This is a genomic window from Allobosea minatitlanensis (assembly GCF_964020775.1).
Map to the genome: position 1 here is coordinate 2,340,112 of NZ_OZ224509.1, position 24,257 is coordinate 2,364,368.

Sequence of the window (24,257 nt, forward strand, 5' to 3'; positions counted from 1 at the left end):
TGGCCGCTCAGGTCACTATCGTTCGCCTTCGACGCCCGCCCGATTCAACCGGAGCCCCTTATGGCCGACCTCTCCGCTTTCCCGATCACCAGGCGCTGGCCCGCCCGCCATCCCGATCGCATCCAGCTCTATTCGCTGCCGACGCCCAACGGCGTGAAGGTCTCGATCGCGCTGGAGGAGCTCGGCCTGCCCTATGAGCCGCATGCCATCGACATCGGCAAGAACGAGACCTGGGGGCCGGAATTCCTCTCGCTCAACCCGAACGGCAAGATCCCGGCGATCATCGACCCCGACGGCCCGGGCGGAAAGCCGCTGGGGCTGTGGGAGTCGGGCGCGATCCTGCTCTATCTCGCCGAAAAGACCGGCAAGCTGCTGCCGAAGGACCCCGCCGCCCGCTACGAGACGATCCAGTGGGTGTTCTTCCAGATGGCGGCGATCGGCCCGATGTTCGGCCAGCTCGGCTTCTTCCACAAATTCGCCGGCCGCGAATACGAGGACAAGCGCCCGCGCGACCGCTACGCCAATGAGAGCAAGCGCCTGCTCGGCGTGCTGGAGGACCGGGTTGCGAACCGCACCTGGATCATGGGCGACGACTACAGCATCGCCGACATCGCCATCCTCGGCTGGGTGCGCAACCTCGTCGGCTTCTACGGCGCCGGCGAGCTCGTCGACTATGCCAGCCTGACCCATGTGCCGATCTGGCTGGAGCGCTGCCTGTCGCGCCCGGCCGTGCAGCGCGGCCTCGACATCCCGAAGCGCCCGGCCTGAGGACAGCGACGTGGCCATCACGATCTACGGCATCAAGAACTGCGACACGATGAAGAAGGCGCGCGCCTGGCTCGACGGCCACGGCGCGGCCTATGCCTTCCACGACTACAAGGCGAGCGGGATCGACCGGGCTTCGCTCGAACGCTGGGTGAAGGAGCATGGCTGGCAGACCGTGCTGAATCGCGCAGGCACCACCTTCCGCAAGCTGCCCGACGCCGAGAAGCAGGGGCTCGATGCGCAGAAGGCGATCGCGCTGATGCTGGCCCAGCCCTCGATGATCAAGCGCCCCGTGCTCGACCTCGGCAAGGGCAGCACCGTCGTGGGCTTCAAGCCGGAGGTCTACGAGGCGGCGCTGGCGGGAGATCGGACCAATTGAGCGGCTAGTGGCGCGGGTTATCCCGGACGAGCGGCTTCAGCCGCGCCGATCCGGGATCCATGCCGGAACCTTCAAAGGCTGTGCTCGGGCGTGGATCCCGGGTCTCCGCTTCGCTGCGCCCGGGATGACCTTGCGTTCTTCAGCCGCCCAATCGCCCGCCGGCAAGCGGCGGAAGCCGTGCATGACCCCCTTCGTGCGGGCGCCTCTTCCCTAAAACACCGCTCTGCTCTACCTCGCAGGCCATGACCGCACAGCCTCAGCCCGCGCAGCGCGACATCGCCGCGACCGCCGACTTCACCTTCCATGTCGCCGCCCGCGACGGCGCCGCCCGCACCGGCGCGATAACCATGCCGCGCGGCGTCATCCGCACGCCGGCCTTCATGCCGGTCGGCACCGCCGCCACCGTCAAGGGCATGTATCCCGAGCAGGTGAGGGCGCTTGGTGCCGATGTCGTGCTCGGCAACACCTATCACCTGATGCTGCGTCCCGGCGCCGAACGTGTCGCCCGGCTCGGCGGCCTGCACCGGTTCATGAACTGGCCGCACCCGATCCTGACGGATTCGGGCGGCTTCCAGGTGATGTCGCTCTCGCAGCTCCGGAAGCTGACCGAGGAGGGCGTGACCTTCCAGTCACATATCGACGGCTCGAAGCATGTGCTGACGCCCGAGCGCTCGGTCGAGATCCAGAACCTGCTCGGCTCCGACATCGTCATGCAGCTCGACGAATGTGTGGCGCTGCCCTGCGAGGAGAAGGTGGCGGAGAAGGCGATGCGGCTGTCGCTGCGCTGGGCCGAGCGCTGCAAGGCCGCCTTCGGCGATCATCCCGGCCGGGCCCTGTTCGGCATCGTGCAGGGCGGCGACGTGCCGCATCTGCGGGTTGAGAGCGCGCGCGCGCTCGCCGCCATGGACCTCAAGGGCTACGCCGTTGGCGGGCTTGCGGTTGGCGAGCCGCAGGACGTCATGCTGGCGATGATCGAGACGGTCGAGCCGCATCTGCCCCAGGCGAAGCCGCGCTATCTGATGGGCGTCGGCACGCCCGACGACATCCTCCAGTCGGTGGCGCGCGGCATCGACATGTTCGACTGCGTGATGCCGACGCGCGCCGGCCGCCACGGCCAGATCTTCACCCGCTTCGGCCGGATGAACCTGAAGAACGCGAAATTCGCCGAGGACCCGCGCCCGATCGACGAGCAATCCTCCTGCCCGGCGGCGAAGGACTGGTCGCGGGCCTATCTGCACCATCTGGTCAAGGCCGAGGAGATGCTCGGCAAGATGCTGCTGACCTGGGTGAACCTCGCCTATTACCAGGAGCTGATGGCCGGCCTGCGCGGCGCCATCGCGGCCGGGCGTCTCGCCGATTTCATCGCCGAGACGAAGGAGGGCTGGACCCGGGGCGAGGATGGAGGCGCCCCGGCGTGACGGCCCTCGATCCCGGCCTGCTGCTCAAGATGGCGATCGCGGCCGCGGTGGTGGTCACCTGCTCGCTGATCGCCGAGCGCAGCGGGCCGAAGATCGCGGCGATGATCGCCACCCTGCCGATCTCGCTCGGCCCCGTCCTGTTCTTCCTGTCGCTGGAACACGAGCCGGCCTTCCTCGCCGAAAGCGCCCGCGGCACGATGAACGCCAATGTCGCCAATGCCGGCTTCGTGCTGGCCTATGTCTTCGCGGCGCAGCGCTTCGCGACGCTGCCCAGCCTTGCGGCGGCGCTCGCCGCCTGGGTCGTCGCGCTGCTGGCCACACGCGGCTTCGGCCTGCCGGCCTGGGCGCTGACCGGGCTCGCGGTCGCCGCCTTCGCCGCCGTGCACCGGGCCGCGCGGCCCTATCTCGCGGCCCGCCCGGTCGCGCCGCCCCGGCGCGCCTGGTTCGCGATTCCGCTGCGGGCGGCCTGCGTCGCCGGGCTTGTCGGCGGCGTCACGCTCGCGAGCCACCAGGTCGGCGCGAACTGGTCGGGCGTCCTCGCCGGGGTTCCGCTGGTGCTGTCGAGCCTCGTGCTGATCCTGCAGCCGCGCATCGGCGGCCCGGCCACCGCCGCCCTGATCGGCAACGGCGCGCTCGGCCTGCTCGGGGTCGGCCTCGGCCTGGCGGCGCTCTACGCCGCCGCCGTGCCGCTGGGCTCGGGGTTCGCCCTGCTGATCGGACTGACGGTCTCGGTCGCCTGGAATGCCGGGCTACTCGGCCTTGCGCGCCGGCCGGCGCCATGACGCCACGAACAGCCCGCCGATGATCAGGCCGAAACCGGCCAGTTGCAGCGGGCCGGGGATCTCGCCGAGCGCCGGGATGGCGAGCGTCGTGCCGGTGACCGGGATCAGCGGCGGAAAGCGCCCGACCACGGCTGCCCCCAGCACATGCGCGGCCCAGCCCCAGAGCCACAGCCCGAGGATGACGTTGATGATGCCCTGATAGACCGCGTGCAGCCCGAGCACCCACCAGGGCGCGATGTCGAAGCCGCGGAAGAAGAACAGGAAGTAGAACGGCAGATAGGCGAGCGACAGCACCGAGACGACGATCGAGCCCTTGAGGCCGTCGACCTTCCAGAGCTGGATCAGCAGCGGGTAGAAGCCCCAGAGCAGGCCGACGCCGAGAAAGCAGAGGTCGCCGCGCAAGGTGTCGCCGGCCGCGCCGTGGCTGCCGGCGAAGGCGAGGAAGCCGAGGCCGCCGATCACGCTCGCGATGCCGAGGATCAGCGGCGCCGAGAGGCGCGCCCCGAACAGGACGACGCTGCCGACGATGCCGATCACGGTCACCGTGCCCGGGCCGATCGTGGCGCCATGCGCGGCCGGAGCCATCGTCAGCCCCATCAGCATCAGGAAGGTCATCGGGAAACCGCTGGTCACGGCGAGCCAAACGCCGTGATTCCAGCCGACGCCGCCGCAGTTCCGCAAGCCCCCGGCCCGCAGGAAGAGCGGTAGCAGCAGCAGGCCGGCGGTGCCGAAGCGCAGCGCCAGCAGGTCATGGGCGCCGATGCCGTGGAGCACGGCATGGCGGCTGATGACGAAGTTCGAGCCGAAGATCAGGACGCTGAGCAGCATCCCGGCGACCGCCAGCCGGCGCCGGCGGCGTTCCGTGTCCGGCGCTGCGGCGGGGCGGGCGATGCGCTGATCCATGGAGCCGACATAGCGCGGATGGCGGCGGGGCCGTTACGCGCCATGGCGCATGGCCCCCGCGCTCGAAACGGCGATCCGCATTTGCGCCGCGTTTCAGCCCTTCTGGTGCCCGAAGGCGGCGGCTCACTCTCCGCGCTGAAGGGGCTTGAACGATCGGAGCGACGGCGATGTCCAGCAACCGCTATCCCCCGCAGCCCGCGGCCATGGCGAAGCGGCTCGGCCACCATCTCCTGCTCTCCCTCGGCGTGACGCTGGCCACCGCCCTGGTCGCGACCTTGCCGGCCCTCGTCTCCGGCGCGCCCTGGGAGCGTGCCCCGGCGCGGGCTTCCGCCCCGGCGGGGCCGGTGCTGCTGCGGGACGGCAAGATCGTCGATCGCCTCGGGGAAAATACCGTCGCCGGGCCCGAGATGGCGGCGACGAATGCGCCGGGGCTGCCGGCGGCGCTGGCGATGCCGATGTCGCTGAACTGGCCCGGGAGCGGCGAATGGACGCCGCCCGCGCAGCGGCTCGCGGTCGCGGCCCGGGCGAGGCCCCGCGCGGGAGAGGGCGCGGCCGTTCTACCCCAGTATCGTATCGCCGCGCTGCCGGTCCACGCCGCCGCGACGGGCGCGCCTTTGGTCATCCTGCCTCCGGCGGCGGCGACGGCCCTGGAGGCCGCGCGCGACGATTCCGGTCGCGACGACGCCTGGAGCCGCCTGTTGAGCCAGCCGGCGACGCAGGTGGTCGATGCCGTCTCCGGCGCCGCCGATTCCGTGCAGGCGGCGGGCTCCTGGGGGCTGTCGCAGGCGGCGAGCCTGCTGCCGCGCTGGTGAGCGCGGCAGCAATCACCTGATCAGGCGAGCGCCTTCAGCGCGGCGCGGCCGGCATAGACGGCCTGGGTGCCGAGTTCCTCCTCGATGCGCAGGAGCTGGTTGTACTTCGCGGTCCGGTCGGAGCGGGCGAGCGAGCCGGTCTTGATCTGCCCGCAATTGGTCGCGACGGCGAGGTCGGCGATGGTCGAATCCTCGGTCTCGCCCGAGCGGTGCGACATCACGGCGGTGTAGCCGGCGCGCTGCGCCATATCGACGGCGGCGAGCGTCTCGGTCAGCGAGCCGATCTGGTTGACCTTGACCAGGATCGAGTTGGCCGTCCCGCCCTTGATGCCGCGCGACAGGCGCTCGACATTGGTGACGAAGAGGTCGTCGCCGACGAGCTGGCACTTGCCGCCGACGAGGTCGGTCAGCGCCTTCCAGCCCTCCCAGTCATCCTCCGACATGCCGTCCTCGATCGAGACGATCGGGTAGTTGCCGACGAGCTTGGCGAGGTACTTGGCCTGCGCCTTGGGGTCGCGCGTCTTGCGCTCGCCCGCATAGATGTAGGAGCCGTCCTTGAAGAACTCGGTCGCGGCGCAGTCGAGCGCCAGCGCGATATCCTCGCCGGGCTTGTAGCCGGCGGTCTCGATCGCCTGCATCACGAAATCGAGCGCCGCCTCGGCCGATTTGATGTTGGGGGCGAAGCCGCCCTCGTCGCCGACATTGGTGTTGTGGCCGGCGTCGTGCAGCTTCTTCTTCAGCGTGTGGAAGATCTCCGAGCCCATGCGCAGCCCCTCGGCGAAGGAGTGAGCGCCGACCGGCATGATCATGAATTCCTGGAAGTCGATCGGGTTGTCGGCATGGGCGCCGCCATTGACGATGTTCATCATCGGCACGGGCAGGACGCGGGCCGAGGTGCCGCCGACATAGCGGTAGAGCGGCAGGCCCGACGCCTCGGCCGCTGCCTTGGCCACGGCGAGCGAGACGCCGAGGATGGCGTTGGCGCCGAGCTTGCCCTTGTTGGGGGTGCCGTCGAGCTCGATCATCGCCTGGTCGATCCCGGTCTGGTCCTCGGCGTCCATCGCGACGATCGCCTCGGCGATGGCGACGTTGACCGATTCCACGGCCTTGAGCACGCCCTTGCCGAGATAGCGGCTCTTGTCGCCGTCGCGCAACTCGACCGCCTCATGCGCGCCGGTCGAGGCGCCGGAGGGAACCGCGGCGCGGCCCATCGAGCCGTCCTCCAGCACGACATCGACCTCGACCGTGGGGTTGCCGCGGGAATCGAGGATCTGGCGTCCGATGATGTCGATGATCGCGGTCATGGCAGGCTCCGAAGGGGCGGGCGGAATGAATAGGCGCTTCTACCCAACCGGCCGTGCGGCGGGAAGCCCCGATCGGCGCGATCGGCCGGGGGGAAGGGCAGGAAGGGCAGGGAGGCCGCAGATGGAAGCGGGACATGCGGGCGAAGGCGCGCTCTGGCGTGGCGGTTGCGCGGCTTCGGGCCAGCTCCGGCGCTTCGCCCCATCGGGAAACAAGCATGTTCCAGAATATGTCCGCCCCTCGCCGTCCTTCGCTGGCCGCCGTCCTGTTCTGGTGCGCACTCACCGTCGCCTGGTGGACGGGCCTGTGCCTCTATGCCGGCCGGCCGATCTGGTTCTGGTGATCACTCGTCCTCGCCCGGCGTGGCGAGATAGCTGCCGAACAGGAAGCCGCTCTGGAGCGCGAACAGATAGCCGATCCAGACGAAGGCGCTGAAGAGGCTGAGCTCTCCGCGGATCAGCCAGAGCGGGAAGAAGAACACCGTCAGCGCGACGCTGGCGACGATGATGGCGGGATAGCCAAAGGACAGGCCGATCAGGCTTCCGAGCAGAAAGAGAATGCCTGCGATAAGCATAAAATTGTCGGGATCTGATCCGTTGGCCTGTCGGTCTGGACTATGATCTGGCAGGAGACATCGCAAGGATGCGTGTGGAAGATCGGTAAATATTGAAATACCTCCCCCGATATCCTTGGGAGTGCTTTCCAGCCCGCCGCCAGAGAGGCCCGATACGGGGTCGACCGGGGGCAGGGGCGGCGCGTTGCCGCGGAGAGTTCCCTCCGCAGCGCAAGATGCTCTAGAAGCGGCGCAACCACAGGAGCATCCGATGTCCATCGACGCCTCGACCTTGCAGCTCGGGCAGGCCAGCGCGCTGCCGGCCTCTCCGGAGGAAGCCCGCCTCGACCGCGTGCCGAACCCGCATGCCGGCACCCGCTATCTCGCCCGCTTCACCTGCCCGGAATTCACCTCGATCTGCCCGGTCACGGGCCAGCCCGATTTCGGCATCCTCGTCATCGATTACCTGCCGGGCCCGTGGCTGGTCGAGTCGAAGTCGCTGAAGCTCTACCTCGCCTCCTTCCGCAACCATGGCGCCTTCCACGAGGACTGCACCATTGGCATCGGCAAGCGGCTGGTCGACCTGCTGGAGCCGGAATGGTTCCGCATCGGCGGCTACTGGTATCCGCGCGGCGGCATCCCGATCGACGTGTTCTGGCAGACCGGCGAGCCGCCGAAGGGGCTGTGGCTGCCGGACCAGGGCGTGGCGCCCTATCGCGGGCGGTAGGGAACCTCTCCGTCATCGCGCGTCCTTGGGCTTGCGGAAGGCAAGACCCGAGGGCGCGCAATGACGATGTAAGTGCGCCTCAGCTCCGCGAGCCCAGGGGCGGCAGGAGCTTCGGCGTCAGCAGCCCGAGCAGCCCGATGCCGACGCCGAAGACGGCGAGCGCGCCGGAGGTGCCGAGCGCGTTCAGCAGGGTCCCCATCGCCAGCGGCCCGGTGGCGTGGCCCATGAAGAAGAAGCAGGCGAACAGGGCCATGGCCGAGCCGCGCGCCGTCGGCGCGAGCTCGGTCGCCTGGGCCTGGAAGGTGCCGTGCAGCAGGAAGAAGCCGAAGCCGATCAGCAGGAAGATGCCGATCGCGCTCCACCACGGCGCCGGGATGACGAACAGCCCGTAGCCCAGCGCCATGGCGATGCCGCCATAGCGCATCATCTGCCGCGGCCCGACGCGCTGGACCAGGATTCGCGTCAGCACGCCGTAGACCAGCCCGCCGAGCCCCATCGCGCCGATGGCGAGACCGGCCTCCGAGGAGCCGGTGCCGGAGCGCTCGTGCAGGATCGCCGCGACGAAGGGCGGCAGGCCGAAGACCATCGCCCCCTCGAGCATGACGAGGAGATAGAGCAGCTTGCTGCGCGGATTGGCGAAGACCGCGCGGTAGCTCCCGATCGCTCCCGAGAGGCTGAGCGGCGGGCGGTCCGCGTTCGGGCGCGGCTTCAGGACGAGCCGCACGAGCGCCGCGCCGCCGATCGCGAGCAGCGCCGCGGTGCCGAGCACGGCGCGCCAGCCGATATGGTCGGCGACGACGCCCGAGAAGGCGGCACCCGCCATCTGGCCGATGATCATGATGACGAGGAAGCGCCCGAGCATGATCTGGCGCTCGGCCATCGGGGCGCGGTCGCCGATCGCCGCCATCGCGGCGGGGATGACGCCGCCCGCCATCACGCCGCCAACGGCGCGTAAGGCCAGCAGCATCCAGAAATCGGTGGCGAAGGCGGCGAGCGCCGACAGCGTGCCGAGCAGGACGAGGCAGGTCGAGATGCTGCGCAGCTTGCCGACCGCGTCGGCGATCGGCCCGAGGAAGGGCTGGCCGAGCGCGTAGCAGCCCGAGAAGGCGGTCACCAGGAAGGCGATCTGGTGGACGCTCTGGCCGAACTCGACCGCGAGCGTCGGCACCAGCGGGTCGATGAGCCGCATGGTGAAGGTCGAGGCGAAGCCGCAGAGGCCGAGGATCGGGATCAGCGCGCCGAGATCGTCGCCGGAAGCCGGCTTCGGCTCAGACATAGGCGACGTTTGGCGCCGGGCTGCCCTTGGCGAGGCGGTCGAAGGCCTGCAATGCCGCGATCAGGCCCTGGAACTCCGGCAGCGGCACCATGTTGGGGCCGTCGGAGGGAGCCCTGTCCGGATCGGGATGGGTCTCGATGAAGACGCCGGCGACGCCGACCGCGACCGCCGCGCGCGCCAGCACCGGCACGAATTCGCGCTGGCCCCCGGTCGAGGAGCCCTTGCCGCCCGGCTGCTGCACCGAATGGGTGGCGTCGAAGATCACGGGCGCGCCGATCTCGGCCATGATCGGCAGGCTGCGCATGTCGGTGACGAGGGTGTTGTAGCCGAAGGAGGCGCCACGCTCGGTCAGCATGACGTTGGCGTTGCCGCTCTCGGTCACCTTGGCCGCGACGTTGACCATGTCCCAGGGCGCGAGGAACTGGCCCTTCTTGACGTTGACGACCCGGCCGGTCTTCGCCGCCGCGACGAGCAGGTCGGTCTGGCGGCAGAGGAAGGCGGGGATCTGCAGCACGTCGACGACCTCGGCGACGGGCGCGCACTGGCTCGCCTCGTGCACGTTGGTCAGCACGGGCAGGCCGGTGCGCTCGCGGATCTCGGCGAAGACGGGGAGCGCCGCCTCCAGCCCCATGCCGCGCGCGCCCTTGACGCTGGTGCGGTTCGCCTTGTCGAAGGAGGTCTTGAAGACGAGACCGACCTCCAGCGCATCGGCGATCTCCTTGAGCGCCAGCGCGCATTCAAGCGCGTGGTTCCGGCTCTCCATCTGGCAGGGCCCGGCGATCACCGACAGCGGCAGCCGGTTTCCGAAACGCACGGGCCGGGCGAGATCCTCGCCAATGGTGACGATGGCGTTGGGGGTCATGGCGGGTCCTTCGCGGCAAGGCTTTGCGGCGAGACTTCGCTGCGAGGCTTCGCGGCGAGGCCTTGGCATGCAGGCTGCCGGGCATAGGGCGGCTCGCCCTTCCGGGTCAAGTCGGGGCACGCCGTGCAGAAGTTGTTCGGCCTGGGCGCAACGGGCTGGCGAAGCGGGAGCGAGGTCTGTAAATTCGCAGGCGAGGTACTATCTTTGACGGGAACGCAGGATCGGTTGGATACGGCGCGGACGGATATGATCGAGGCAGGCCAGGGCACAGCGATGCGGATCGGAACGGCGCCGGAGAGATCGGCGCACCCGCACGGCATCGCGGCGACGGTCGCCATGGCCGACCGCCCGAAGCGGGCCGGCCCGCCGGCCGATGGCGGGCGCGAGGGCACGGGAACGGCGGTGCTGACCCGCACCCGCACGCGCAAGCCCAATCTCTACCGCGTCCTGCTTCTGAACGACGACTACACCCCGATGGAGTTCGTCGTTCACGTGCTGGAGCGGTTCTTCAACAAGGACCGCGCCGAGGCGACCCGGATCATGATGCATGTGCATCAGAACGGCGTCGGCGAATGCGGCGTCTTCACCTATGAGGTCGCCGAAACCAAGGTCACTCTCGTCATGGATCTCGCGCGCAAGCACATGCACCCGCTGCAATGCGTGATGGAGAAGAAGTAGCGTTGGGCCGGACCGCATATTCCCGAAACAGATAGGAGCGCGCCCCTTGCCGAGTTTCTCGCGCAGTCTCGAACAGGCGCTTCACCGGGCTCTGGCTCTCGCCAATGAGCGCCGCCACGAATACGCCACCCTCGAACATCTCCTGCTCGCGCTGGTCGATGACCAGGACGCGGCCGCGGTGATGCGCGCCTGCAGCGTCGATCTCGACCTGCTCAGGCGCAACCTCGTCGACTATATCGACTCGGAGCTGACCAACCTCGTTACCGACGGGCGCGACGATTCCAAGCCGACCGCCGGCTTCCAGCGCGTGATCCAGCGCGCCGTCATCCATGTCCAGTCCTCCGGCCGCGAGGAGGTGACCGGCGCCAATGTGCTCGTCGCGATGTTCGCCGAGCGCGAGAGCCACGCCGCCTATTTCCTGCAGGAGCAGGACATGACCCGCTATGACGCGGTCAACTACATCAGCCACGGCATCGCCAAACGCCCCGGCGCCAGCGAGAGCCGCCCGGTGCGCGGCGCCGAGGACGACGCCGAGCCGCAGCGCGAGCAACGCTCGGACCAGGCCGGCGAGCCGGACAAGGACAAGAAGAAAAAGGAAAGCGCGCTGGAGGCTTACTGCGTCAACCTCAACCGGAAGGCGAGGGACGGGCGCATCGATCCGCTGATCGGCCGCGAGGCCGAGGTTCAGCGCACGATCCAGATCCTCTGCCGCCGTCAGAAGAACAACCCGCTGCTGGTCGGCGATCCCGGCGTCGGCAAGACGGCGATCGCCGAGGGCCTCGCCCTCAAGATCACCCGCGGCGAGGTGCCGGAGGTCCTGCACGACGCCACGGTGTTCTCGCTCGACATGGGCACGCTGCTCGCCGGCACGCGCTATCGCGGCGATTTCGAGGAACGCCTCAAGCAGGTGATGAAGGAGATCGAGCAGCATCCCAAGGCGATCATGTTCATCGACGAGATCCACACGGTGATCGGCGCCGGTGCGACCTCGGGCGGCGCCATGGACGCCTCGAACCTGCTCAAGCCTGCGCTGGCCTCGGGCTCGCTGCGCTGCATCGGCTCGACCACCTACAAGGAATACCGCCAGTATTTCGAGAAGGACCGGGCGCTGGTGCGCCGCTTCCAGAAGATCGACGTCAACGAGCCCTCGGTGCCGGACACGATCGAGATCCTCAAGGGCCTCAAGCCCTATTTCGAGGAGTTCCACAAGCTGCGCTACACCCAGGACGCCATCAAGGCGGCGGTGGAGCTCTCGGCGCGCTACATCCACGACCGCAAGCTGCCGGACAAGGCGATCGACGTCATCGACGAGACCGGCGCCTCGCAGATGCTGCTGCCCGAAGGCAGGCGCAAGAAGACGATCGGCGTGAAGGAGGTCGAGGCGGCGGTCTCGACCATGGCCCGCATCCCGGCCAAGACCGTCTCGAAGGACGATGCCGAGGTGCTGCGCAACCTCGAGACCACGCTGAAGCGCACCGTCTACGGCCAGGAGAAGGCGATCGAGGCTTTGTCCTCCTCGATCAAGCTCGCCCGCGCCGGCCTGCGCGACGGCGAGAAGCCGATCGGCTGCTATCTCTTCGCCGGCCCCACCGGCGTCGGCAAGACCGAGGTCGCGCGCCAGCTCGCCTCCTCGCTCGGCGTCGAGCTGATCCGCTTCGACATGTCGGAGTATATGGAGCGCCACACCGTCTCGCGGCTGATCGGCGCGCCTCCCGGCTATGTCGGCTTCGACCAGGGCGGCCTGCTGACCGACCAGATCGACCAGCATCCGCATTGCGTGCTGCTGCTCGACGAGATCGAGAAGGCCCATCCCGACCTGTTCAACATCCTCCTGCAGGTGATGGACCACGGCAAGCTGACCGACAACAACGGCAAGCAGGTCGATTTCAGGAACGTCATCCTGATCATGACCACCAATGCCGGAGCCGCCGACATGGCCCGCAACGCCTATGGCTTCACCCGCAGCAAGCGCGAGGGCGACGACACCGAGGCGATCAACAAGCTGTTCGCGCCGGAATTCCGCAACCGTCTCGACGCCACCATCTCCTTCGGCCATCTGCCGAAGAGCGTGGTCGCCCGCGTCGTCGACAAGTTCGTGCTCCAGCTCGAGGCCCAGCTCGCCGACCGCAACGTCACCATTGAGCTCTCCGACGAGGCGCGCGAATGGCTGGTCGAGAACGGCTATGACGAGGCGATGGGCGCCCGCCCGATGGCCCGGCTGATCCAGCAGACGATCAAGACGCCGCTCGCCGACGAGGTGCTATTCGGCCGCCTCAAGAACGGCGGCGCCGTCAAGGTCGTGGTCGTCCACTCCGAGACCGGCATCAAGGTGCTCGGCCTGGAATTCCCGGACGGGCCGGTCAAGCCGAAGCCCGAGAAGGATGTCGAGGCCGCCAACGCCAAGCGCCTGCCGAAGCCGCGCGCCAAGGCCTCCGGCTCCGGCTCGCCCAAATCCAGCCCGCCGCGCCGCGCGCCCAAGGGCGCAGGGCCGGGCGAAGGTCCGGGCGGCCCCGCCGCGCCGGCCAAGGCGTCCGGCCGCGCCGTCCGCACCGTGCCGAAGGTTCCGCTGACGAAGGCCTGAGACCGTGCTGTTCAAACGCAAGACTGCGACGCTCGCCGCCGAGACCGGCGAGGTCGCGACCGAAGCCGCCGAGGCGCCGGCGCGGCGGCAGAAGGAAAAGCTCGGCTGGTTCGAGAAGCGCAGCCGGCGCCGGCGGCGGCGCATCATCTTCGAGGAGGTGCTGGGCTGGATCCTCGTGCCGGCCTTCATCTATCTGATCTATCTCGGCGTCCAGTCGGTCGGCGGAATCCCCAAGGAGCTGGTCGATTTCGCCAACGAGCTGATCGCCATGGTGATGAAGGGCAAGGGCTGAGGGGCCGGTCCGCACCGACCACGGCGCTACCGCCGTCATTCCGGGGCGCCGCGCAGCGGCGAGCCCGGAACCCATGAACACGAGGTCTGAAACAGGCGGCATCGATGCCGCCTTTTTTGCACATGTCGCGTTCATGGGTTCCGGGCCGGGGCCCTTGGCCCGTCCCGGAATGACGAGCGGTGGTTTTCCATTTTCATCATTCTCGCCGCATCGCCTTGCAGAATCCGCAGAGCAGGGCGGCCCGGCGCGTCCTAGCGAAGCGGCGCACGCATGTCGCATAGGGGAGGAGGCTCTCGCGAGAGAGCCGACACCCTTCGCCGAGCCCTCCGCAGCCGATGACCGCATGAGCGTATCCGCCGATTGGAGCTGGCAGCGCGTCGCGCTCGCCGGCATGCGCGATGCGCTGTCGCTGCCGGCCTGGATCGTCGGATTCGGCCTCGTCGGCATCGGTTCCCTGGCGCATGACGTTGGCTACCCGGTCGGCAGCGCTGTGCTCTCGACCATCCTCGTCTGGGCCGGCCCGTCGCAGGTGCTGTTCTTCGCCTCGATCGCGGCGGGCGCGGCCTGGAGCGCGATCTTCATCGCCATCGCCTTCGCCTCGCTGCGCTTCCTGCCGATGACGGTCGCGATCCTGCCGCTGCTGCGCCGGCCCGGCCAGAGCGTCTGGCTGCAGCTCCTGCTCTCGCATTACGTCGCCGTCACAGCCTGGACCGAGGGGTTGCGGCGCCTGCCGCCGATCCCGCTCCGGCAGCGCGTTCCCTATTTTCTCGGCTTCGCCAATGCCTGCATGATGGTGAGCGCGCTCGGCACCTTCGCCGGCTATTACCTGCTGGGCGCCTTGCCGCTGCCTTTCGCCGCCGGGCTGCTCTGCCTGACGCCGATCTTCTTCCTGGTCTCGCTGACGGCGGGCCTGCGCCATCGCGGCGACGTCGCCGCGCTCGTCCTCGGGCTGGCGCTGGCCCCGCTCTGCGAGCGCTTCATCGGCGGCGGCTTCGACCTCATCGTCGCCGGCCTGATCGCCGGGACCGTCGCGGTCGTCGTCGGCAAGAGGCGCAAGGCCGCATGACCCAGCCGATCGCCTGGCTCGACGGCCCGCACTGGCCCTATCTCGCCCTCATCCTCTTCGCCGTGCTGCCGACCGAGATCTGGCGCTGGCTCGCCGTCGCCTTCGCGCGGGGCCTGGATGCGGATTCGGCGCTGCTGGACTGGGTGCGGGCGGTCGCGACCGCGCTGCTCGCCGGAATCGTGGCCAAGCTCGTGGTCTCGCCGCCGGGCGTGCTGGCGCAGGTGCCCGTTCCGGTGCGGGTCGCGGCGCTCGCCGCCGCCGTCGCCGTCATGGCGCTGAGCCGCCGGCGGATGATGCTGGCCGTGCTGATGGCCGAGGCGGTGCTGATCGGCGGCGTCTGGCTGTTCGGGGCGATCTGAAGCCGGGCCCCAAGAGCGGAACGCGTTTTTCGCGAACAGCCGATATAAAATCGAAGAGCTGGAGTATCGGGCTGAAGACGATGTTCAGCCCGGCGCGACCCGGAAGCCGTTGAGGCGTTGGCTCATGGTCCTGTCTCCATCGGTTGATGAAGACAAGACGAGACAGCCCGCGCCGCTGTGACATTCCCTCAGGAATTTTTCAGCGCGGCGCGAATCTTCTCGGCGTTGGCGGCCAGCACCTCCGGCTTCTCCATCGCGCCGGTATGGGGGCGCAGCGCCACGCCCTCGAAGCGCGGCATAACATGGACATGCAGGTGGAACACCACCTGTCCGCCGGCCGTTTCGTTGAACTGCTGGATGGTGAGGCCGTCGGCGGCGAAAGCGTCCTTGACGGCGCGGGAGAGCTTCTGCGTCGTCACCGCCACGGCCTGCAGCGCCTCGGGCGGGGCGTCGAAAATGTTGCGGCAGGGCGCCTTGGGGATCACCAGAACATGGCCGTCGGCGCGCGGCATGATGTCCATGATCGCGAGCGTCTCGGCGTCCTCGTAGACGGTCTGGGAGGGCAATTCGCCACGCAGGATCTTGGCGAAGACGTTTGACGGGTCGTAGGCGCTCATGGCGGGTCCGGCTGGTTCGACAGGGAGGCCCAGCCTGTGGCCCGGCCGTCGGGGCGTCAAGGCCGACGGTCCCGCGTCAGGCGCCGAGCGGCAGGCGCTCGGCGATCGCGGAGTCGAGCACGAGGTCGTCGGCGGCGCCGAGCAGCCAGAGCTCGCCTGCGGTGAAGCGCAGCAGCGGCAGGTTCCACCAGCGCCGGACGAGGGCTGCCAGCGCCGCCGTTTCCTCCGCGTCGAGATCGTCGGTCAGGTTGTAGAGCCCGACCAGCCAGAGGTCGCCGGGTGGCCGGCCGAAAGCGGCCTGGATGGCCTGCAACGGATTGGTCCCGCCGCGCTTTTCGGGATAGACGGCGAGATAGAGCCGGCCGCGATTGACGTTGCCGGAGAACAATCCGCGCAGCTCGACGGTGACGGGGCCGGTTTGCGCCAGCGTTCGCCGGATTTCCGGCGCGACGGCGGGCGGGCGGTCGACGCCGAGCGAGCCGCAGAGCGTCGCATGCAGCCTGTCGCGCCGCCTGGGCAGCAGGTCCCAGGCGATCTTGCCGGCGAAGGGCGAGGCCTTCAGCGCCGCCTCCAGCTCCCGGAAGGCCGGCGAGGCCCGCAGCGCCGCATCCTCGACCGGCAGCACCAGCGAGAAGATGCGCGGATGCCGGCCCATTTCGTAGGACTTGCCCTCGCGGCGCGGGATGACGCGCGGATGCGCCGGTGCCAGCAGCGGCAGATGCGCCAGCCGATAGCCCTCGTCGAGCGCGAGGGGGCCGGAGAAATCGGTCAGGCTGCGCCGGTAGCCGAGTTCGGCGTCGGTGCAGAACCCGACGCTCGCCGGCGCGGCCGCATCGGGGCGAAAGCCGGGGCTTCGTTCGGGCGATTCGTCAGTCATCGTTATCCGTCTTGCGGAACGGTGCCTCGGCTTCCAGCGCCGCCTGCGCCGCCGCGATCTGCGCGCGCTCCTGCGCCAGGTAGTTTGCGACCGGCCGCCGCAGCCCCGGATCGGCGATATGGTGCAGCGAGCGGGTGACGACCGGCCGGTAGCCGCGCGCCAGCTTGTGCTCGCCCTGCGCCCCGGCCTCGACGCGGGAAAGGCGATGCGCGATCGCATAGTCGATGGCCTGATGGTAGCAGAGCTCGAAATGCAGGAAGGGGTGGTCCTCGATGCAGCCCCAGTTGCGGCCGTAGAGCGTGTTGGCGCCGCGGAAATTGATCGCGCCGGCGATATGGCGCCCGGCGCGGCGCGCCATCATCAGCACGATGCGCTCGCCCATCGCCGCGCCGACGCGGGAGAAGAATTCGCGGTTGAGATAGGGCCGGCCCCATTTGCGCGAGCCGGTGTCCTGGTAGAAGCCGTAGAAATCGTCCCAGACCGCTTCCGTCAGCTCGCGGCCCGACAAAGCCTCGACGGTGATGCCGGCCGAGAGCGCCTCGCGCCGCTCGCGCTTCAGCGCCTTGCGCTTGCGCGAGGCCAGGGTCGCGAGGAAGTCGTCATAGCTGGCGAAGGCCTCGTTGCGCCAATGGAACTGCAGGTCGTTGCGTTCGAGATAGCCGGCCTGCTTCAGCGCCGCGACATCGGGATCCTGCGCGAAGGTGACGTGGACGGAGGAGGCCTGCGTCTGCGCGCGCAAGGCCTCCAGCCCGGCGATCAGTGCCGCCCGTGCCTCCTCGGCGCGCGGCGTGTCCGCCACCAGCAGCCGCGGGCCGGTCGCAGGGGTGAAGGGCGCGGCGACCTGGAGCTTCGGATAGTAGCGGCCGCCGGCGCGCTCATAGGCATCGGCCCAGCCATGGTCGAAGACATATTCGCCCTGGCTGTGGCTCTTCAGGAAGCTGGGCGCCGCGGCGAGGATCCGCCCGGCTTCGTCCTCCACCACCAGATAGGCCGGAGACCAGCCGGAGCGGCCGCCGATGCAGCGGCTTTCCTCCAGCGCCAGCAGGAATTCATGGCTGACGAAGGGATTGTCGCGGTCGATCCCGCCGTCGTTCTGCGGAGGGCAGGGCGCCGCGAGGGCGTCCTGCAGGGCGCGGGGGTTGGCGCAGGCATTCCAGGCGCCGGCGGGGACGGCCTTGAGCGAGGTCGCGACGCGGACGGCGAGACCTGCCTCAGGGCCGTCGCTCAAGGACGGAAGCCCTCGAACACCATCTGGTCGGCGAAGCGCGCCGCCCGCTGCCGTTCCTCGGGCGTGCGGACCGTCCAGCTCATCAGCGGCATCCCGACGACGTTGCGGCAGAGATAGGGCGCGGCGCTTTCGAGATCCGCGACCTTCCAGGAGAGGAAGTCCGGCCGGCTTTCGGTGAAGTGCAGCAGATTGGCGAGCGCATGCTTCCGTTCGGGCGAGAGCCTGTCGTAATCGCCGTAATCATAGGCGTTCATCGCGACGATTCCGCGGGGGATCTGCGGCGCGAGCGTGCGCAGCGCGGTCACGATCTCGGGATCGAAGGATTTGATCACGATCGGCTGGCCCGCATGGCCGGCCAGCACTTCGGCCGTGCGTTTCGTCAGGGCGAGATTGCCGTCGAAGCGGCTCTTGATCTCGACGACGAGCGGGACGCGGCCGCCGATCAGGTCGAGGAAGGCGGAAAGCGTCAGGATCGGGTCGTTCGAGCCCTTGAGCGCGATCCTGCCCAGCTCGGCGGCGGTCCTGGCGGCGACCGGGCCGGTCTCTTCCGTCAAACGGTCGAGCACGAAGTCGTGGAACACCACGGCCTCGCCATCGGCGGTGAGCTGCACGTCGCATTCGATGCCGAAGCCGCCGGCGATGGCGGCCTTCGCCGCCGAGGGGCTGTTCTCGATCACGCCGGCGGCGAGGTCGTGCAGGCCGCGATGGGCGATCGGCTTCGCCACCAGCCAGCCGAGATCGGGGCGGGCGGCGTCTTTCGCGGAGCGCGCGGTCATCAGGCGATCTCGAACATCGCTTCGACCTCGACCGCGGCATCGGCCGGCAATTCGGCGACGCCGACGGTCGAGCGGGCGTGGCGGCCCTTGTCGCCCAGAACCTCGACCATCAGGTCGGAGGCGCCGTTCATGATCGCGGGCAGGGCGGCGAAATGCGGGACGGCGTTGATGAAGCCGCCGAGGCGCACGCAGCGCACGATCCGGCCGAGATCGCCGTCGAGGGCGGCCTTGGCCTGGGCCAGCACGTTGATGGCGCAGAGCCGCGCCGCCTCCAGCCCCGCCTCGTTGAAGATCTCGCCGCCGAGCTTGCCCTTGTGCTTGTCGGAGAGCTTGCCGTCGGGGCCGAAGCAGATCTGGCCCGAGATGACCAGCAGCTTGCCGGTGATGACATAGGGCACGTAGTTGGCGATGGGGGCCGCGGGAGCCGGAAGGGTGATGCCGAGTTCGGCGAGCTTGGTGTCGACGGCGTTCATGGTCCTGGCTCCATCTGACGGGGTGCCGCGCGGGCAGGCGTCTTTCATGGCCGATGGCCCGACGCCCCGCAAGCGCCGCGGCATGCCGGGCGGGCAGGGCGGCCTGCGCGCCGGAAGCGGGACGTTTCGCCATGTTTGCGCCATCGCGGCGATGCACCTAGATTTCGCTGACGAGAAGCGGACAAGCGATGACATGAGCGGAAGACGGTTCGGCCTTGCGGGGCGGGTTTGCGTGGCGGCGCTGCTGCTGGCGGGCGGGGCGCGGGCTCAGGGGGCCGCGCCGGATAAGGCGAACGAGGCGGTGGTGCTGGCGCCGCATCGCGCGGTCTACGACCTCGTCCTCGACAACACCAAGCCTTCGGGCAACATCGAGACGGCCAAGGGGCGCATCGCCTTCGAGTTCACCGGCGACGCCTGCGAGGGCTATGCGCTCTCCTTCCGCCAGGTGACCCAGCTCGGCACCGAGGCGGGGCCGCGCGTCGTCGACGCCCGCACCACCAGCTTCGAGGCCGGCGACGGCGCGAGCTACCGCTTCAAGACCGAAAGCTCTTCCGGCGGGGCCAAGCCCGAGACGGTCGACGGCACGGCCGAGAAGGCCGGCGGCGGCTACGAGGTCAAGCTGCGCCAGCCCAAGGCCGAGACGCATCGCGAGGCGACCGACGCGCTGTTCCCGAACGCGCAGATGAAGGCGGTGATCCAGGCGGCGCGCGCCGGCAGGAACACGCTGAACGTGCGGCTCTACGACGGCGCCAACAACGGCAAGGAGGTCTACGACACGCTCTCGATCATCGGGAAGCGGATCGAGGGCGAGCCCTCCGAGAAGCCGCTGCAGCGCCCGGAATTCGAGAAGATCGCGCGCTGGCCGGTCTCGATCTCCTACTACAAGACGGGCTCGGGCGAATCGACGCCGTCCTACACCATCTCCTTCGAGCTCTACGAGAACGGCGTCACCGGCGCGATCCATCTCGACTATGGCAGCTTCTCGCTGCGCGGCACGCTCACCCGTCTGGATCTTCTTCCTCAGCAGCGTTGCGCGAAGTAGCCGGCTCGGCCGGGCCGCGCTGCGGCAGGCGCAGGCTCAGGCCCCGGCCGATGGCGGCGTCGCCGAAGCGGGCGCGCAGCGCATCGAGCGCGCCCTCCATCGCCTTGAGCCGCGGCGTGACGGTATCGGCGAGGTCGCCATGGTCGGCCTCGACCGGCGGGCTGAAATCGCTCGCGCCGATGCCGATCAGCCGGTAGCGCAGACCCTTGCATTCCCGCTTCAGCAGGTCGCGCCCGGCGGCGAAGAGCCGGGCGGCGAGCTGGGTCGGCTCGGGCAGGCGCGCCGCGCGGGTGACGCTCTGGAAATCCGCGGTCTTGAGCTTCAGCGTGATGGTGCGGCCGGCGAGCTCCTGCGCCTTCAGCCGTTTCGAGGTCTTTTCGCAGAGCCGCCAGAGGATCGGCTCCAGATCCTCGAAGGCCGAGAGGTCGACGTCCAGCGTGGTCTCGCTGGAGACGCTCTTGGTCTCGCGCTCCGGCGTGACCTGGCGCGGATCGATGCCGTTGGCGAGGTTCTTCAATCGCGGACCGTCCTTGCCGGCGAGGCGGAAGAGCCTGTCGACCGGCGCCTCGCGCAGATCGCCGATCAATTTGAAGCCGCCCTCGGCCAGCCTGGCGACCCCCGCCGGTCCCATGCCGGGAATGAGCCCGACCGGCTTGTCGGCGAGGAAGGCTACGGCCTCGGCCCGGCCGATGATCGAGAAGCCACGCGGCTTGTCGAGGTCGGAGGCGACCTTGGCCAGGAACTTGGCATAGGACAGCCCGACCGAGACGGTGATGCCGAGCGCATCCTCGACGCGCCTGGCGAAGCGCGCCAGCGTCGCGGCGGGGCTGGCATGGTGCAGCCGCTCGGTGCCCGCGAGGTCGAGGAAGGCCTCGTCGATGGAGAGCGGCTCGACCAGCGGGGTCAGGTCCCGCATCATCTGGCGGACCTCGCGGCCGACGGCGGCGTATTTCGCCATGTTCGGCTTGATCACCACGGCGTCGGGGCAGGCCTTCAGCGCCTTGAACATCGGCATGGCCGAGCGCACGCCATAGGTGCGGGCGATGTAGCAGCAGGTCGAGACGACGCCGCGCTTGCCGCCGCCGACGATCACCGGCTTGTCCTGCAGGCTCGGATCGTCGCGCTTCTCGATCGTGGCGTAGAAGGCGTCGCAGTCGATATGGGCGAGGCTCAGGGCGTCGCGCTCGGCATGGCAGACCAGCCGCGGCGAGCCGCAGGCCGGGCAGCGCCGCAGGGGGCCGGCCGCCTCATGGTCGCTCAGGCAGTCGCGGCACAGGCTGCGCACGCGCGGGGCTCCGCTCGCTCAGGCGAAATCGCCGGGTCCGGGCGCCTCGCCGGCGAGGCGGCGGCGGGCCTGCGCCACGATTTCCGGATTCAGCCTTAAATTTCCGGCAAATTCGAGCAGGAGCGAATCGCTCGATCCGATATGCTCGAGCACGGCGGCGAGAAAGCCGGGCTCGCTGGCGGCGGCGCGCAGATTCGCCGGATCGAGCCCGGTCGAGGCCAGAAACGGGCCGATTCGCTCGGGTTCGGAGGCGAGGAAGCCCAGCGCCTGGACCGCCAGCGTTTCGGCGTCTTCGAAGCTCTGTCGCGGTGCCATCGGGGCCTTCGTGTCGCGTATCGGATTTGCGTTTCGTCAACCGCTGGCATGCTAGCACATTTCGCGAACGAAGCCGCCAGGCCGGGCTCCGCTTCCAGCGGATTTTCGGCGGCGCAGAATGAAGGGCGGCCGGATGAAGACGGTTCTGATCGTCGAGGACAACGAGCTCAACATGAAGCTCTTCAACGACCTGCTGGAGGCGCATGGCTATGCCACGCTCAAGACCTCCGACGGGATCGAGGCCATCGAGCTGGCGCGCACCCACCGCCCCGACCTGATCCTGATGGACATCCAGTTGCCGGAGGTGTCCGGGCTCGAGGTGACGAAATGGATCAAGGAGGATGACGACCTCAAGGCTATTCCCGTGGTGGCGGTCACCGCCTTCGCGATGAAGGGCGACGAGGAGCGCATCCGCGAGGGCGGCTGCGAGGCCTATCTCTCGAAGCCGATCTCGGTGGCGAAATTCCTGGAGACCGTCCGTACCTATGCCGGCGAAGCCTAGGGCGCGGCACCCGCAGGGCGTGGGCGCCTCGCGGGGACAGCCGGCGCCGCAACGAAGAGACCGCTTTTAAGACGAAAGTCGTTCCATGTCCGCTCGCGTCCTCGTCATCGACGACGTCCCCGCCAATCTGAGGCTGCTCGAAGCGAAGCTTTCGGCGGAGTATTTCGAGGTGCTCACGGCGACCAGCGGCCCGGACGCGCTGGCGATCTGCGAGCGCGGCGAGCCCGACATCGTGCTGCTCGACGTGATGATGCCCGGCATGAACGGCTTCGAGGTCTGCCGCCGGCTCAAGAGCACGCCCGCGACGGCGCATATCCCGGTGGTGATCGTCACGGCGCTCGACCAGCCGCGCGACCGGCTGCAGGGGCTCGATGCCGGCGCCGACGACTTCCTGACCAAGCCGCTCGACGATGCGGCGCTGTTCGCCCGCGTCCGCAGCCTTGCCCGGCTGAAGGCGATGACGGACGAGTTGCGCAACCGCGCCGTCGCGTCGCGGCGCCTCGGCATCGCCGACCCGCTCGTGGCGGCGGCGGCCGAGACCGGCCTGAACGGCCGCGTCCTGCTGGTCGAGGATCGCCCGGCGATCGCCGACCGCCTGGAGAACGCCCTCTCGGCCTTCCATCTCGTCTCGGTCGAGACGGATGCGCGGCAGGCGGTCCAGCGCGCCTGCGAGGAGGATTACGACAGCGTCCTGATCAGCCTCGATCTCGAAGGGCAGGACGGCTTGCGCCTGTGCAGCCAGATCCGCTCGCTCGATCGCACGCGCGACATGTCGGTGCTGCTGATGGGAGAGGTCGAGAATCGCGCGCGCATCCTGCGCGGGCTCGAGATCGGCGCCCATGATTTCCTGCTCCGCCCGATCGACCGCAACGAGCTGCTCGCCCGGGTACGCACCCAGATCCGGCGCAAGCGCTTCACCGACCGGCTGCGCGACAGCCTGCAATCCTCGATGGAAATGGCGGTGCTGGACCAGCTCACGGGGCTGCACAACCGGCGCTTCATGGACACGCGCCTGGCGGAGATGTTCGACGAATCCGCCTTGCGGGCGCGGGCGCTGTCGCTGCTGGTGCTCGATGTCGACCACTTCAAGGCGGTCAACGACAGTTGGGGTCACGATGCCGGCGACGAGGTGCTCAAGGAGTTCGCCGAGCGCGTGCGGGCCTGCACGCGCGGCATCGACCTGGTGGCGCGGATGGGCGGCGAGGAGGTCGTGGTGGTGCTGCCGGATACCGGGCCCAAGGCGGCCTATGCCGTGGCGGAGCGGATTCGCGAGCGCGTCGAGGGATCGCCTTTCCCGATCTACGGCGCGACCCGCGAGATCCCCGTCACCGTCTCGATCGGGGTGGCGAGCCGCAGGGCGGGCGACGCATCCTGCGCCAATGTCATGAAACGCGCCGACGATGCGCTCTACCGGGCCAAGGCCGGCGGCCGCAACCAGGTGATCGTCGCCAGCGCCGCCTGAGCCTGGATCGCTCACCTCCCGGATAAGCCCCTTCCGCTAAGTCATTGCATCGGCACGGCGATCATGACGTTGAGGCAGAATGCGGGATTTCAAGCTCAAATCCGCCCGGTAAGGTTAAGAAACGATGGATGCCGGGGAATCGGTCGTATTCGATTGATTCGTTTCGATCGAATTGTAAGGGTTTCCGCAACGCAGCCGCAGCGCTGCACGGCAACGCCCCTCGGAAACCCAGGTCCGCCGCATCTCCTGGGCGACTGAAGGGCTCGGCCGGCCGGTAGCGGAATTCTGGCCTCCTCAGACCCGCCGCCGGCCGGCCACCCCATCGGCCTCCTGCGCTGCGAAAACGCCGATGGGAGCCGCTCCGCCTCCTGCCGCGGCGCGCCCGCCGGACGAGCCGGCGCCTCCCGTATCCCGGCTGCGTTCCGCCTCCGCGGCGAAGCTTCGCCGCAACGCCTCGATCCATTCGACGGGAATTCTTGCAGGCGGCGAGGTTGCGGCCTCGGGCTGCGGCGGCCGAAGCGGGGGTTGGGCCGGGCAATCGCGGCCGGAAACGCAAAAGCCGCCCCGAAGGGCGGCTTTGCAAGGTGTCGGGATCGTGAGGCGAGGGCCTTACTTGATCTTGGTTTCCTTGAACTCGACGTGCTTGCGCGCGATCGGGTCGTACTTCTTCTTCGACATCTTTTCCGTCATCGTGCGCGAGTTCTTCTTCGTCACGTAGAAGAAGCCGGTGTCGGCGGTCGAAAGCAGCTTGATCTTGATCGTCACGGCCTTGGCCATGGGCTTATCCTCGAACCATGCGGGCCTTGGCGGACCCTCAGAAAAGAAAATGGCCGGGGTGGCCCGGCAAACCGTCAGCGCGGGAAATGCCGCAAAGGGGCGGTGAAGTCAAGGAAGATTAGCGCCGCTCCGGCGCTTCGTCGCAAGG

At 69.0% G+C, this 24,257-nt stretch carries 28 protein-coding genes; 15 read left to right on the forward strand and 13 right to left on the reverse strand.

Features of this window, described 5'->3' with window-relative positions; translation table 11 throughout:
• Positions 1-60 precede the first annotated feature (60 nt).
• From ACWH43_RS11685 to ACWH43_RS11700, 4 genes are all read left to right on the forward strand, one after another.
• Positions 61-768 (forward strand): glutathione S-transferase N-terminal domain-containing protein, encoded by a 708-nt coding sequence (locus tag ACWH43_RS11685; RefSeq protein WP_158446046.1) that lies wholly within the window; start codon positions 61-63, stop codon positions 766-768.
• A gap of 10 nt (positions 769-778) precedes the next feature.
• Positions 779-1,144 (forward strand): ArsC family reductase, encoded by a 366-nt coding sequence (locus tag ACWH43_RS11690; protein WP_158446047.1) that lies wholly within the window; start codon positions 779-781, stop codon positions 1,142-1,144.
• A 242-nt stretch (positions 1,145-1,386) separates the two neighbouring features.
• Positions 1,387-2,562, forward strand: coding sequence for a tRNA guanosine(34) transglycosylase Tgt (gene tgt / locus ACWH43_RS11695; RefSeq protein WP_158446048.1), 1,176 nt, complete (start codon positions 1,387-1,389; stop codon positions 2,560-2,562).
• A complete protein-coding gene (locus ACWH43_RS11700) occupies positions 2,559-3,344 on the forward strand; it encodes a hypothetical protein (protein WP_158446049.1) in 786 nt (261 codons plus the stop codon). The genes tgt and ACWH43_RS11700 overlap by 4 nt, the downstream gene beginning before the upstream one ends.
• On the opposite strand, the gene ACWH43_RS11705 is transcribed toward ACWH43_RS11700, so the two are convergent.
• Positions 3,312-4,247, reverse strand: coding sequence for a DMT family transporter (locus tag ACWH43_RS11705; RefSeq protein ID WP_158446050.1), 936 nt, complete (start codon positions 4,245-4,247; stop codon positions 3,312-3,314). The genes ACWH43_RS11700 and ACWH43_RS11705 overlap by 33 nt on opposite strands.
• A 167-nt stretch (positions 4,248-4,414) precedes the next feature.
• Between ACWH43_RS11705 and ACWH43_RS11710 the strand changes: the two genes are divergently transcribed.
• Complete coding sequence (locus ACWH43_RS11710) at positions 4,415-5,059, forward strand: hypothetical protein (protein WP_158446051.1); 645 nt, start codon at positions 4,415-4,417, stop codon at positions 5,057-5,059.
• Between the two features lie 20 nt (positions 5,060-5,079).
• Here ACWH43_RS11710 and eno read toward each other — a convergent pair whose 3' ends face one another.
• Positions 5,080-6,363: a phosphopyruvate hydratase gene (gene eno, locus ACWH43_RS11715; RefSeq protein WP_158446052.1), complete on the reverse strand. Its 1,284-nt coding sequence runs from the start codon at positions 6,361-6,363 to the stop codon at positions 5,080-5,082.
• A 215-nt stretch (positions 6,364-6,578) separates the two neighbouring features.
• On the opposite strand from eno, the gene ACWH43_RS11720 reads away from it, so the two are divergent.
• Positions 6,579-6,704: a hypothetical protein gene (locus tag ACWH43_RS11720; RefSeq protein WP_260349664.1), complete on the forward strand. Its 126-nt coding sequence runs from the start codon at positions 6,579-6,581 to the stop codon at positions 6,702-6,704.
• Here ACWH43_RS11720 and ACWH43_RS11725 read toward each other — a convergent pair whose 3' ends face one another.
• Positions 6,705-6,935 (reverse strand): hypothetical protein, encoded by a 231-nt coding sequence (locus ACWH43_RS11725; protein WP_158446053.1) that lies wholly within the window; start codon positions 6,933-6,935, stop codon positions 6,705-6,707.
• Between the two features lie 250 nt (positions 6,936-7,185).
• Here ACWH43_RS11725 and queF point away from each other — a divergent pair, with 250 nt between their 5' ends.
• Positions 7,186-7,641: a preQ(1) synthase gene (gene queF, locus ACWH43_RS11730; RefSeq protein WP_158446054.1), complete on the forward strand. Its 456-nt coding sequence runs from the start codon at positions 7,186-7,188 to the stop codon at positions 7,639-7,641.
• A gap of 79 nt (positions 7,642-7,720) precedes the next feature.
• Here the strand turns inward: queF and ACWH43_RS11735 are convergent, their stop codons facing one another.
• The gene (locus tag ACWH43_RS11735; protein ID WP_158446055.1) at positions 7,721-8,917 is read right to left on the reverse strand and encodes an MFS transporter; all 1,197 of its coding nucleotides are present in this window, start codon (positions 8,915-8,917) and stop codon (positions 7,721-7,723) included.
• On the reverse strand, positions 8,910-9,779 hold the full coding sequence (kdsA, locus tag ACWH43_RS11740) for a 3-deoxy-8-phosphooctulonate synthase (RefSeq protein WP_448153476.1): 870 nt from the start codon (positions 9,777-9,779) through the stop codon (positions 8,910-8,912). The genes ACWH43_RS11735 and kdsA overlap by 8 nt, the downstream gene beginning before the upstream one ends.
• Before the next feature lie 336 nt (positions 9,780-10,115).
• Here kdsA and clpS point away from each other — a divergent pair, with 336 nt between their 5' ends.
• The 5 genes from clpS to ACWH43_RS11765 all read left to right on the forward strand — a co-directional run bounded on the left by clpS (position 10,116) and on the right by ACWH43_RS11765 (position 14,755).
• Positions 10,116-10,457: an ATP-dependent Clp protease adapter ClpS gene (clpS, locus tag ACWH43_RS11745; RefSeq protein ID WP_158446059.1), complete on the forward strand. Its 342-nt coding sequence runs from the start codon at positions 10,116-10,118 to the stop codon at positions 10,455-10,457.
• 46 nt (positions 10,458-10,503) lie between these two features.
• On the forward strand, positions 10,504-13,038 hold the full coding sequence (gene clpA, locus ACWH43_RS11750) for an ATP-dependent Clp protease ATP-binding subunit ClpA (protein ID WP_260349661.1): 2,535 nt from the start codon (positions 10,504-10,506) through the stop codon (positions 13,036-13,038).
• 4 nt (positions 13,039-13,042) lie between these two features.
• The gene (locus tag ACWH43_RS11755; protein WP_260349659.1) at positions 13,043-13,330 is read left to right on the forward strand and encodes a hypothetical protein; all 288 of its coding nucleotides are present in this window, start codon (positions 13,043-13,045) and stop codon (positions 13,328-13,330) included.
• Positions 13,331-13,673: 343 nt separating this feature from the next.
• On the forward strand, positions 13,674-14,396 hold the full coding sequence (locus ACWH43_RS11760) for an AzlC family ABC transporter permease (protein WP_377785418.1): 723 nt from the start codon (positions 13,674-13,676) through the stop codon (positions 14,394-14,396).
• Positions 14,393-14,755 carry an AzlD domain-containing protein gene (locus ACWH43_RS11765; protein WP_260348285.1) on the forward strand — a complete coding sequence of 121 codons (363 nt, stop codon included), beginning with the start codon at positions 14,393-14,395 and terminating at the stop codon, positions 14,753-14,755. The genes ACWH43_RS11760 and ACWH43_RS11765 overlap by 4 nt, the downstream gene beginning before the upstream one ends.
• A gap of 188 nt (positions 14,756-14,943) precedes the next feature.
• Here ACWH43_RS11765 and ACWH43_RS11770 read toward each other — a convergent pair whose 3' ends face one another.
• From ACWH43_RS11770 to ACWH43_RS11790, 5 genes are all read right to left on the reverse strand, one after another.
• On the reverse strand, positions 14,944-15,372 hold the full coding sequence (locus tag ACWH43_RS11770; protein WP_158443924.1) for an HIT family protein: 429 nt from the start codon (positions 15,370-15,372) through the stop codon (positions 14,944-14,946).
• Positions 15,373-15,448: 76 nt separating this feature from the next.
• Entirely contained in the window at positions 15,449-16,249 is an 801-nt protein-coding gene (locus tag ACWH43_RS11775; protein ID WP_260348286.1) for a 2'-5' RNA ligase family protein, read from the reverse strand.
• Positions 16,242-17,477 (reverse strand): GNAT family N-acetyltransferase, encoded by a 1,236-nt coding sequence (locus ACWH43_RS11780; RefSeq protein ID WP_158443923.1) that lies wholly within the window; start codon positions 17,475-17,477, stop codon positions 16,242-16,244. The genes ACWH43_RS11775 and ACWH43_RS11780 overlap by 8 nt, the downstream gene beginning before the upstream one ends.
• Positions 17,474-18,253, reverse strand: a complete 780-nt coding sequence (locus tag ACWH43_RS11785; RefSeq protein WP_158443922.1) for a glycerophosphodiester phosphodiesterase family protein — start codon at positions 18,251-18,253, stop codon at positions 17,474-17,476. The genes ACWH43_RS11780 and ACWH43_RS11785 overlap by 4 nt, the downstream gene beginning before the upstream one ends.
• Positions 18,253-18,726 (reverse strand): RidA family protein, encoded by a 474-nt coding sequence (locus ACWH43_RS11790; RefSeq protein ID WP_158443921.1) that lies wholly within the window; start codon positions 18,724-18,726, stop codon positions 18,253-18,255. The genes ACWH43_RS11785 and ACWH43_RS11790 overlap by 1 nt, the downstream gene beginning before the upstream one ends.
• A 193-nt stretch (positions 18,727-18,919) precedes the next feature.
• Between ACWH43_RS11790 and ACWH43_RS11795 the strand changes: the two genes are divergently transcribed.
• Positions 18,920-19,768 (forward strand): cell envelope integrity EipB family protein, encoded by an 849-nt coding sequence (locus tag ACWH43_RS11795; RefSeq protein WP_260348287.1) that lies wholly within the window; start codon positions 18,920-18,922, stop codon positions 19,766-19,768.
• Here ACWH43_RS11795 and ACWH43_RS11800 read toward each other — a convergent pair.
• Positions 19,725-21,053, reverse strand: coding sequence for a DNA polymerase IV (locus ACWH43_RS11800; RefSeq protein WP_158443919.1), 1,329 nt, complete (start codon positions 21,051-21,053; stop codon positions 19,725-19,727). The two genes, ACWH43_RS11795 and ACWH43_RS11800, sit on opposite strands and share 44 nt — an antisense overlap.
• 18 nt (positions 21,054-21,071) lie before the next feature.
• On the reverse strand, positions 21,072-21,368 hold the full coding sequence (locus ACWH43_RS11805; RefSeq protein ID WP_158443918.1) for a DUF3572 domain-containing protein: 297 nt from the start codon (positions 21,366-21,368) through the stop codon (positions 21,072-21,074).
• Positions 21,369-21,501: 133 nt separating this feature from the next.
• Between ACWH43_RS11805 and ACWH43_RS11810 the strand changes: the two genes are divergently transcribed.
• Together ACWH43_RS11810 and ACWH43_RS11815 are read left to right on the forward strand one after the other, a co-directional pair.
• Positions 21,502-21,870 (forward strand): response regulator, encoded by a 369-nt coding sequence (locus tag ACWH43_RS11810; protein WP_158443917.1) that lies wholly within the window; start codon positions 21,502-21,504, stop codon positions 21,868-21,870.
• 85 nt (positions 21,871-21,955) lie between these two features.
• Entirely contained in the window at positions 21,956-23,332 is a 1,377-nt protein-coding gene (locus ACWH43_RS11815; RefSeq protein ID WP_448153477.1) for a PleD family two-component system response regulator, read from the forward strand.
• Between the two features lie 609 nt (positions 23,333-23,941).
• Here ACWH43_RS11815 and rpmG read toward each other — a convergent pair.
• Positions 23,942-24,109 (reverse strand): 50S ribosomal protein L33, encoded by a 168-nt coding sequence (gene rpmG / locus ACWH43_RS11820; RefSeq protein WP_066716495.1) that lies wholly within the window; start codon positions 24,107-24,109, stop codon positions 23,942-23,944.
• Positions 24,110-24,257: the final 148 nt, after the last annotated feature.

What these genes read in the sequence shown, in the direction of transcription:
- ACWH43_RS11685 (WP_158446046.1), top strand. Translation starts at nt 61, where the DNA reads ATGGCCGACCTCTCCGCTTTCCCGATCACCAGGCGCTGGCCCGCCCGC.
- tgt (WP_158446048.1), top strand. Translation starts at nt 1,387, where the DNA reads ATGACCGCACAGCCTCAGCCCGCGCAGCGCGACATCGCCGCGACCGCC.
- ACWH43_RS11705 (WP_158446050.1), bottom strand. Translation starts at nt 4,247, where the DNA reads ATGGATCAGCGCATCGCCCGCCCCGCCGCAGCGCCGGACACGGAACGC.
- ACWH43_RS11710 (WP_158446051.1), top strand. Translation starts at nt 4,415, where the DNA reads ATGTCCAGCAACCGCTATCCCCCGCAGCCCGCGGCCATGGCGAAGCGG.
- eno (WP_158446052.1), bottom strand. Translation starts at nt 6,363, where the DNA reads ATGACCGCGATCATCGACATCATCGGACGCCAGATCCTCGATTCCCGC.
- ACWH43_RS11720 (WP_260349664.1), top strand. Translation starts at nt 6,579, where the DNA reads ATGTTCCAGAATATGTCCGCCCCTCGCCGTCCTTCGCTGGCCGCCGTC.
- ACWH43_RS11725 (WP_158446053.1), bottom strand. Translation starts at nt 6,935, where the DNA reads ATGCTTATCGCAGGCATTCTCTTTCTGCTCGGAAGCCTGATCGGCCTG.
- queF (WP_158446054.1), top strand. Translation starts at nt 7,186, where the DNA reads ATGTCCATCGACGCCTCGACCTTGCAGCTCGGGCAGGCCAGCGCGCTG.
- ACWH43_RS11735 (WP_158446055.1), bottom strand. Translation starts at nt 8,917, where the DNA reads ATGTCTGAGCCGAAGCCGGCTTCCGGCGACGATCTCGGCGCGCTGATC.
- kdsA (WP_448153476.1), bottom strand. Translation starts at nt 9,779, where the DNA reads ATGACCCCCAACGCCATCGTCACCATTGGCGAGGATCTCGCCCGGCCC.
- clpS (WP_158446059.1), top strand. Translation starts at nt 10,116, where the DNA reads ATGGCCGACCGCCCGAAGCGGGCCGGCCCGCCGGCCGATGGCGGGCGC.
- ACWH43_RS11760 (WP_377785418.1), top strand. Translation starts at nt 13,674, where the DNA reads ATGAGCGTATCCGCCGATTGGAGCTGGCAGCGCGTCGCGCTCGCCGGC.
- ACWH43_RS11765 (WP_260348285.1), top strand. Translation starts at nt 14,393, where the DNA reads ATGACCCAGCCGATCGCCTGGCTCGACGGCCCGCACTGGCCCTATCTC.
- ACWH43_RS11770 (WP_158443924.1), bottom strand. Translation starts at nt 15,372, where the DNA reads ATGAGCGCCTACGACCCGTCAAACGTCTTCGCCAAGATCCTGCGTGGC.
- ACWH43_RS11775 (WP_260348286.1), bottom strand. Translation starts at nt 16,249, where the DNA reads ATGACTGACGAATCGCCCGAACGAAGCCCCGGCTTTCGCCCCGATGCG.
- ACWH43_RS11785 (WP_158443922.1), bottom strand. Translation starts at nt 18,253, where the DNA reads ATGACCGCGCGCTCCGCGAAAGACGCCGCCCGCCCCGATCTCGGCTGG.
- ACWH43_RS11790 (WP_158443921.1), bottom strand. Translation starts at nt 18,726, where the DNA reads ATGAACGCCGTCGACACCAAGCTCGCCGAACTCGGCATCACCCTTCCG.
- ACWH43_RS11795 (WP_260348287.1), top strand. Translation starts at nt 18,920, where the DNA reads ATGAGCGGAAGACGGTTCGGCCTTGCGGGGCGGGTTTGCGTGGCGGCG.
- ACWH43_RS11805 (WP_158443918.1), bottom strand. Translation starts at nt 21,368, where the DNA reads ATGGCACCGCGACAGAGCTTCGAAGACGCCGAAACGCTGGCGGTCCAG.
- ACWH43_RS11810 (WP_158443917.1), top strand. Translation starts at nt 21,502, where the DNA reads ATGAAGACGGTTCTGATCGTCGAGGACAACGAGCTCAACATGAAGCTC.
- ACWH43_RS11815 (WP_448153477.1), top strand. Translation starts at nt 21,956, where the DNA reads ATGTCCGCTCGCGTCCTCGTCATCGACGACGTCCCCGCCAATCTGAGG.
- rpmG (WP_066716495.1), bottom strand. Translation starts at nt 24,109, where the DNA reads ATGGCCAAGGCCGTGACGATCAAGATCAAGCTGCTTTCGACCGCCGAC.